General features: G+C 64.8%; 7 protein-coding genes and 1 pseudogene. 2 read left to right on the forward strand and 6 right to left on the reverse strand.

Annotation, left to right across the window (positions count from 1 at the left end; translation table 11 throughout):
• Positions 1-170 precede the first annotated feature (170 nt).
• Complete coding sequence (locus ACR9ZH_RS18190; RefSeq protein ID WP_481292173.1) at positions 171-1,130, forward strand: glycosyltransferase family 2 protein; 960 nt, start codon at positions 171-173, stop codon at positions 1,128-1,130.
• A 5-nt stretch (positions 1,131-1,135) separates the two neighbouring features.
• Here the strand turns inward: ACR9ZH_RS18190 and ACR9ZH_RS18195 are convergent.
• From ACR9ZH_RS18195 to ACR9ZH_RS18220, 6 genes and pseudogenes are all read right to left on the reverse strand, one after another.
• A pseudogene (locus tag ACR9ZH_RS18195) lies at positions 1,136-1,600 on the reverse strand (acyltransferase); the annotation flags it as partial.
• Positions 1,597-3,426 (reverse strand): glutamine--fructose-6-phosphate transaminase (isomerizing), encoded by a 1,830-nt coding sequence (glmS, locus tag ACR9ZH_RS18200; protein ID WP_481292174.1) that lies wholly within the window; start codon positions 3,424-3,426, stop codon positions 1,597-1,599. The pseudogene ACR9ZH_RS18195 and the gene glmS, both read right to left, overlap by 4 nt.
• Positions 3,427-3,443: 17 nt before the next feature.
• Positions 3,444-4,814, reverse strand: a complete 1,371-nt coding sequence (locus ACR9ZH_RS18205; RefSeq protein ID WP_481292175.1) for a pyridoxal-phosphate dependent enzyme — start codon at positions 4,812-4,814, stop codon at positions 3,444-3,446.
• A 202-nt stretch (positions 4,815-5,016) separates the two neighbouring features.
• Positions 5,017-5,370, reverse strand: coding sequence for an HP1242/YdcH family protein (locus ACR9ZH_RS18210; protein ID WP_481292176.1), 354 nt, complete (start codon positions 5,368-5,370; stop codon positions 5,017-5,019).
• A gap of 267 nt (positions 5,371-5,637) precedes the next feature.
• Positions 5,638-6,300, reverse strand: coding sequence for a DUF4398 domain-containing protein (locus ACR9ZH_RS18215; RefSeq protein ID WP_481292177.1), 663 nt, complete (start codon positions 6,298-6,300; stop codon positions 5,638-5,640).
• Positions 6,300-6,824, reverse strand: a complete 525-nt coding sequence (locus tag ACR9ZH_RS18220) for a DUF4398 domain-containing protein (protein WP_481292178.1) — start codon at positions 6,822-6,824, stop codon at positions 6,300-6,302. Before ACR9ZH_RS18220 ends, ACR9ZH_RS18215 begins: the two co-directional genes overlap by 1 nt.
• A gap of 94 nt (positions 6,825-6,918) precedes the next feature.
• Here ACR9ZH_RS18220 and ACR9ZH_RS18225 point away from each other — a divergent pair, with 94 nt between their 5' ends.
• Positions 6,919-8,028, forward strand: coding sequence for a PilT/PilU family type 4a pilus ATPase (locus tag ACR9ZH_RS18225; RefSeq protein ID WP_481292179.1), 1,110 nt, complete (start codon positions 6,919-6,921; stop codon positions 8,026-8,028).
• The last annotated feature ends 5 nt before the right edge of the window (positions 8,029-8,033 follow it).

Raw genomic sequence — 8,033 nt, forward strand, 5'->3', positions numbered from 1 at the left:
GGGCCAGGACCAGGCACAGGAATGCCAACAACGGAACCGCCCAGCCCAGCCGTGCCGGCCACGCTTTCTTCCAATGATCCACCGCATTCCCTCCATCCGCCGGCCGTTCGACGGCGCCAACCCGCATGATTATACAATCGCAAGTTGATACGCCGGAGGACGAGCGCCGCATGCAAACAGCCACCCCGCCAACCGGTCCGGACGTCGCCGTACTGATCCCGTGTTTCAACGAGGAACTGGCTATCGCGCGTGTGGTTCACGATTTTCGTGCTGCGCTGCCGCAGGCCCGCATCCATGTCTTCGACAACGCGTCGACCGACCGGACCGCAGCGATCGCCAGGGAGGCCGGGGCCATCGTGCGTACCGTGGCGTTGCGCGGCAAGGGCAACGTGGTGCGCCGCATGTTCGCGGATGTCGACGCGGATGTGTACGTCCTCGTCGACGGGGACGCGACCTACGACGCGTCCAGCGCTCCGGCGATGATCGAACGCTTGCGACAGGACGGTGCGGACATGGTCGTGGGTGCCCGAAAGGACGATGACCTGCCGGGGGCCTACCGCAGCGGCCATCGCTTCGGCAATCGCCTGCTGACCGGCTGCGTGTCCATGATCTTCGGCGGCACGTTCACGGACATGCTCTCGGGCTACCGCGTGTTCACCCGCCGGTACGTGAAGTCATTCCCCGCCCTGTCGTCCGGGTTCGAAACCGAAACGGAGCTCACCGTGCATGCGCTTGAACTGCGCATGCCGTGGTGCGAAATGGACACGCCCTACTCCGCGCGGCCTGCAGGGTCGGAAAGCAAACTCTCCACCTACAAGGACGGCTTCCGGATACTGCGAATGATCCTGCGCCTGTTCGTGGCCGAGCGTCCCCTGCACTTTTTTGGTCTCGTGGGAGCGCTGTCGCTCTTGATCGGCGTGGCGATCGCTGTCCCGCTGCTGACGACCTACCTTGCCACACATGAGGTGCCACGCCTGCCGACAGCCATGCTGTCCACCGGTTTTGCACTAGTCGCGGCGATCTCCGTGGTATGCGGCCTGATCATGGATGCGGTCACCCGGGGCCGCAGGGAGATGAAGCGCCTGTTCTATCTGGCCATCCCTGGGCAGCCCATGCCCGCAGACACTTAAGGATCGACGTACCCGACGATGCGGGCAGGATTGCCGATGACGATGCCTCGTTCGGGAACATTGCGGGTCACCACAGCGCCGGCACCGACCATCGCTCGCTCGCCGATTTCAATCCCGGGGAGGATGGTTGCCCCTCCGCCTATCGAAGCGCCTTTCCGGACGAACGTTTGCGGGAAGGCGGCCGGATGAGCCCGCGACCGCGGGAACCTGTCGTTAGTGAAAGTGACGTTTGGTCCGACGAAGACGTCGTCTTCCAGACGCACGCCGTCCCAAAGCTGCACCCCACTCTTCACCGTCACTCGGTCGCCCACCAGCACGTCGTTCTCGACGAAGCAATGCGAGCAGATATTGCAGTCCTCCCCGATGAAGGCACCGGGGAGGATGACGACGAACTGCCATACCCGCGTGCGGGCGCCTATATGCAGCGTCTGCACGTCAGCCAGGGCATGGACGAACGGTTCGTCGCTCACTCGACCGTCACCGACTTCGCCAGATTACGCGGCTGGTCCACATCCGTCCCGCGCTGCACCGCCACGTGGTACGCCAACAACTGCATCGGCACGGTAAACACGGCCGGTGCGATCAGGTCGCCGCCGCCGTCCACACGGACCATGGCAACGTGCTCGGTACCGTCCTCCATCTCGGCACGCTCGTCTGCGAACACGATCAGTTCGCCGCCTCGTGCCCGCACTTCCTGCAGGTTGGACTTCAGCTTGTCCAGCAGCGGCCCGTTCGGCGCCACCGCCACGATCGGCATGTTCTCGTCCACCAGGGCCAGGGGGCCGTGCTTGAGCTCGCCGGCCGGATAGGCTTCGGCGTGGATGTAGGAAATCTCCTTGAGCTTCAGCGAGCCTTCCAGGGCGACGGGAAACTGCGCGCCACGGCCGAGGAACAGCGCGTGCTGCTTGTTGATGAAGTGATCGGCGATCTTGAGGATGGCCGGTTCCGTCTGAAGCGCGTTCTCGATGTAGCGCGGCAGCGACTGCAGCTCCTTGCAGTGCTCGAGGTACCGCGCGCTGTCGAGGCCGCGACGGCGGCCCAGGTCCAGCGCGAGGAGCGCGAACGCGGCAAGCTGCGTCGTGAAGGCCTTGGTCGACGCCACGCCGATCTCCGGGCCCGCGCGCGTCATGAGGCGCAGATCGGACTCGCGCACCACCGAGGACTCCGGCACGTTGCAGATCGCAAACGTGGCGAGGTAGCCGCGACGGCGCGACTCGCGCATGGCCGCCAGCGTGTCGGCCGTTTCACCGGACTGCGATACAGCCACGAACAACGTGTTCTCCGGGACCACGACGTCGCGATAACGATACTCGCTGGCCACCTCGACCACGACCGGGATCCGCGCCAGCTCCTCTATCCAGTACTTCGCCACCATGCCGGCGTGATAACTGGTGCCGCAAGCGACGATGTGGATGCCGCGGGTCTTGTCGAGGATCGGGTCCGCTTCGATACCGAAGATATTGGGCAAGACGCCGTGAGGGCCGATGCGGCCTTCGAGCGTATCGGCGACGGCCCGCGGCTGCTCGAAGATTTCCTTCTGCATGTAGTGGCGGTATTCGCCTCGCTCGACCGAGTCCGCGCTGATCTCGCTCTCGTGCGACTTGCGGTCGACGGGCTCTCCGTCGAGACCGAAGACCGCCACGCTGTCACGAGTAATCTCGACGACGTCGTCTTCTTCGAGGTACATCATGCGGTTCGTGACCTTGATGAGCGCCTGCGCATCGGAGCCCAGGAAGTGCTCGCCGATACCGATGCCTACCAGCAGCGGGCAGCCACGGCGGGCCCCGACGATGCGCTCCGGCTCGTCCAGGCTCATCACGGCGATGGCATAGGCACCCTCCAGTTCACGGACCGCGGCGGTGACCGCCTCGCGCAGCGACTTGCCTGCCTGCACATGCTCGTCGATCACGGCACCCATGACCTCGGTATCGGTCTCGGAGAGGAACGAGCGTCCCTTGGCCTTCAGCGCATCGCGCAGCGAAGCGTGGTTCTCGATGATGCCGTTGTGCACGATGGCGATGCGGCCCTGCACGTGCGGATGCGCGTTCTTCTCGCTCGGCACGCCATGCGTCGCCCAACGGGTGTGCGCAATACCGGTACCGCCCGGCACGGGATCGGCGTCGTAGAGGGCTTCCATCTCGCGGACCTTGCCCTTGGCGCGCACGCGGCGGATCTCTCCGCCGTCGGCGATGGCCATGCCCGCGGAGTCGTATCCGCGATACTCCAGGGCCTTGAGCCCGGCGATGAGGATGGGCGCGATATCACGCTGCGCGACAGCGGCGACGATTCCACACATGACGCTTCCCCTGTTCCTTAGTTGACTTTGCGACGCAGGTAATTGAGCAGGTCGATCCGGGTAATCAGGCCCAGGAACTGCTCCCCATCGACCACGATGGCCACGTGGCCTTTTTCGAACACCGGCAACAGCGCCTCGATGGGCGACGTTACCTGGAGCATTTCCGGCGAGGCGATCATGGCCGTGGATACCGGGTCGCGGAACTTCGCGCTGTCGGCATGCACGTGCAACAGCACGTCGGATTCGTCGAGGATGCCGACCAGGCGGTCGTCCTCCATCACGGGCAGCTGCGACACGTCGTACAGCTTCATGCGGTTGTAGGCGGTGATCAGCAGGTCCTGTGGCTTGACCACGACCGTGTCGCGCTGGGCGTACGGGCGCAGGATCAGGTCGCGCAGGTCGCCGTGCTGCTCGCGTTCCAGGAAACCGTTGTCCAGCATCCAGTAGTCGTTGTACATCTTCGACAGGTATTTGTTGCCGGTATCGCAGACGAGGGTCACGACGCGCTTCGGTGTGGTCTGCTCGCGGCAATACTTCAATGCGGCAGAAAGCAGCGTGCCCGTGGAGGAGCCGCCGAGCACGCCTTCTTTCGCCAGCAGTTCGCGTGCTGCCAGGAAGCTTTCCTTGTCGCTGATCGCGTAAGCCTTTTTCACCATCGAGAAATCGCTGATCGAGGGGAGGAAGTCCTCGCCGATGCCTTCGACCATCCAGCTGCCGGACTTCTCCGACAAGGTGCCCTCGTTGATGTACTGCGCAAGGATCGAGCCCACCGGATCGGCCAGGATGATTTCCGTGTTCGGCGAGTGCTCGCGCAGGTAGGCGGTGAGGCCGCTCATGGTGCCGGACGAGCCGCAACCGACCACGATCGCATCGACCTTTCCGTCCAGCTGTTCGAGGATCTCGGGTCCCGTGGTTTCGACGTGGGCAAGCGGGTTGTCCGGGTTGCCGAACTGGTTGATGAAGTACGCCCCGGGGGTCTCGCGCGCGATGCGCGCCGCCATGTCCTGGTAGTACTCGGGATGCCCCTTGGCCACGTCGGACCGTGTGAGCACCACCTCGGCGCCCATGGCCTTGAGGTTGAAGATCTTCTCGCGGCTCATCTTGTCGGGGACCACGAGCACGAGCCGGTAGCCCTTCTGCTGCGCGACCAGGGCGAGGCCCAGGCCGGTATTGCCGGCGGTACCCTCGACGAGGGTATCGCCCGGCTTGATCTTCCCGGCGCGTTCCGCGCCCTCGATCATCGAGCGCCCGATGCGGTCTTTCACCGAACCGCCCGGGTTGGCGCTCTCCAGCTTCAGGAACAGTTCGCAACAGCCCGCGTCCAGGTGCTGGGCGCGCACCATCGGGGTACGGCCGATCAGTTCGAGGACGCTGTCGTGAACACTCATTGGAACTCCATGGCGGGTCGGGATTGGCACGCCCCTTCGGCGCACCCTCAGGGGGCACATGATAAAGGCAGTGGTACTGAACCGATGCCCGGCTTCTCGGCCGAGCCAAAACGGTGTATGGACCGTGTTTCGACCTCTCCGGTTCCGGAAACGAACACGGGCGCCTCGCGGCGCCCGTCTTCATTCATCGACCGTCGAATCGTCAGTGTCGCGACTGTTGCCAACGATCCCACATTCGCTGGAGCTGTACCTTGGCCTGCAGCTTCTCCCGCTTCATCTGGCTCAACGTCTCGTCGCCAAGCGCCAGGCATCCACGGCCGGCGTCTTCAAGCTTGGAATCGAGTTCCTTGTGGCGGAAATAGAGACGGCGAGTTTCGGCATCGGCATGGATGAACTTCTCGACGTCGTCGTGCTGCTGGTTTTCGAACATATCGATCTCCTCGCGGTGGGATCGGTCCGCGGCGCGGACCGGTCGTGAGGGGAGCCATGCGGGCACCATCCGCGCATCGGCGGGAAGGGGACTGGCGATGCTATGTGCCTGGGTGAACGTACGCATGCTCCGGCAGGCCCGTCACGTGTTTTTTCCGTGACGGGAGGTCGAAGCTACTCCGCTACCGAGGGGGGTGCAAGAGCGATTTTTCTCAAAAATCGCTAAAAATTGGTTGCCGTAGCAACGGTTTACGCAGCAAGTGCCGCCGCTCATCTTGGCGGCGGGACGGTAGGAGCGCGCCCTGCGCGCGACAGCTTTTGAGGCCGGGGAGCCACAGGGCCTGTCGCGCCTCGCGAAAAGCTGTCGCGCGCAGGGCGCGCTCCTACGGCGGGTCTAATGGCCGCCTTTCTTCGTCTTCTTGGGAGCCGTCGTGGCCGGGCTGGAGGCCGGGGCACCGCCGTCCGACGAGTTCATGTCGCGCACGGCCCGCGCGGCCGCTTCGGCCAGGGCAGCCTGCTTCTTCGCCGCATTGGCCACCCGTGCCTGGGCGGCGGCAAGCTGGCGAGCCTTCTCGCCTTCGGCCTTGGCCTGCTCCAGGGCCTGCGAGTACTCCACGCCCTGCTGCTGCAGGCGGGCCGCCTCCTCCTGGATCATCTGGTTCTGCATGCGCTGCTGCTCGAGCTGGCGACGCGCCATCTCGGCGTCGAGGCGGCTGGCCTCCAGCAGGATGGCGTCGTGCTCGCGGTCCAGCTGGGCGCTCTTCGCCTGGGCGTCCTGGTACTGGGCCATGGCCTTGGCGATGTCCACCCGGCGCTCGGCGATGTACAGGTAATGCCCGTGCTGTTTGTCCTTGGGCTTGAACTGGGCCATCTGGGCGATGGCCTCGCGGGCGCGCGCCTGCTCGGCCTGGGCATAGCCGCCCAGGGCGGGATCGGAGGAAAGCTGGTCCAGGCTCGAGGTGAGGCGGCGGACGTCGAGGTCCTCGGTGGCCGCCTGGGTCGTACCCGCGGAAACGGCAAGAACGAGGGCCGAAAGGAGGATGGTAGAGCGCTTCATCACTGGCCTCCCTGATCGTTCAGCGGCTGGATGTCGCCGCCCGCAGGCGGCGGCGTGCTATCGGTGGGTTCCGGCAGGACCGTTTCGGACTCCTGCACGTTGTTGGGAATGGGCACGGTGTCGTTGGCGTGGTTGTCGATCATCTCGACGCGCATGCTGGAGTTTTCCTTGCTCTTGGCCGCATTCTGCGCGCGGATGGCGCCCAGGCGGGCCTTGGCCCGGGCCAGTTCGCTGTCCGCGCGAGACTCCTCGGCCAGCACCGCGGCGTCTTCGTACTTGCGGCTGGCCATGGCGGCCTGGGCCTGGCGGAACTTGCTCTGTGCGTAATCCAGGTCCACCGGCGCATAATCGGCGGCCCCTGCATCACGCGCGGCCTGGAGCTGGGCGAGCGCCTGGTTCATGGCGCCGTCCGGTGGGGGTACGCTGGCACAGCCAGCGAGGGTGGCGATCGCCAGGGCCAGGGAAGCCAGGCCGATGAGCCGGCGGCCCCTGGAAAGGGCGTTCGACGGCAAGATGTGCACCATCACTCGTTCCTCGTACAGATTTGCGAGATATTGTCGATATATCAGGTCGGTGAGACCGTCTTCTCGATTGTAATGCGAACACCCGGGGGTTTAGGTGGATATTGGTTATTTCCTGAAGCTGATGGTGGACAAGGGCGCGTCGGACATGTTCCTGACGACCGGTGCCCCCGTGAACATCAAGGTGGAGGGCAAGCTTTACCCGCTCGGTAACACCGGCCTGCCCAGTGGCATGGTCAAGAAAATCGCCTATTCCCTGATGGACGAGGGCCAGGTGCCCCAGTTCGAGCGCGACCTCGAGCTCAACATGGCCCTGGCCGTGAAGGAAGCCGGCCGCTTCCGCATCAACGTGTTCAAGCAGCGGGGCGAGATCGGCATGGTCATCCGCGCCATCAAGAGCGAGATCCCGTCGCTCGAGGAACTGCGCCTGCCGGCGATCTTCCGCGACCTGATCATGGAGCCGCGCGGCCTGATCCTCGTCGTGGGCGCCACCGGCTCGGGCAAGTCCACCACCCTCGCGGCGATGCTCGACCACCGCAACAGCAACAGTTCCGGGCACATCCTCACCATCGAGGACCCGATCGAGTACCTGCACCGGCACAAGCGGTCCATCGTGAACCAGCGCGAAGTGGGCTTGGATACGCACAGCTACCACGAGGCCCTGAAGAACGCGATGCGCGAGGCGCCGGACGTGATCATGATCGGCGAGATCCGCGACACCGACACCATGGAAGCGGCCATCTCGTTCTCGGAGACCGGGCATCTCTGCCTGGCCACCCTGCACTCGAACAATGCCGACCAGACGCTGGAGCGCATCCTCAACTTCTTCCCGGAATCGGCGCACAAGAACGTGCTGATGAACCTCGCCCTGAACCTGCGCGCGGTGATCAGCCAGCGCCTGGTCATCGGCAAGGACGGCCGCCGCATGCCGGCCACGGAAGTGCTGCTCAACACCCCGCTGATCCGCGACATGGTCCGCCGCGGCCAGATCCACGAGGTGAAGGACGCCATGGACCGCAGCCTGCAGGAAGGCATGCAGACCTTCGACCAGTCCCTGTACCGCCTCTACAAGGAGGGCCAGATCACGCTCGAGGAATGCCTCAACAAGGCCGACTCGCGCGACGGCCTGGCGTTGAAGATCCGCCTGTCGGAAGGCGCCTCGGGTAACGAGTTCGCCTCCAGCGATCCCTACGGCATCGGAGTGTAGGAGCG

The organism is Luteibacter sp. SVR4-7G (genome assembly GCF_056755555.1).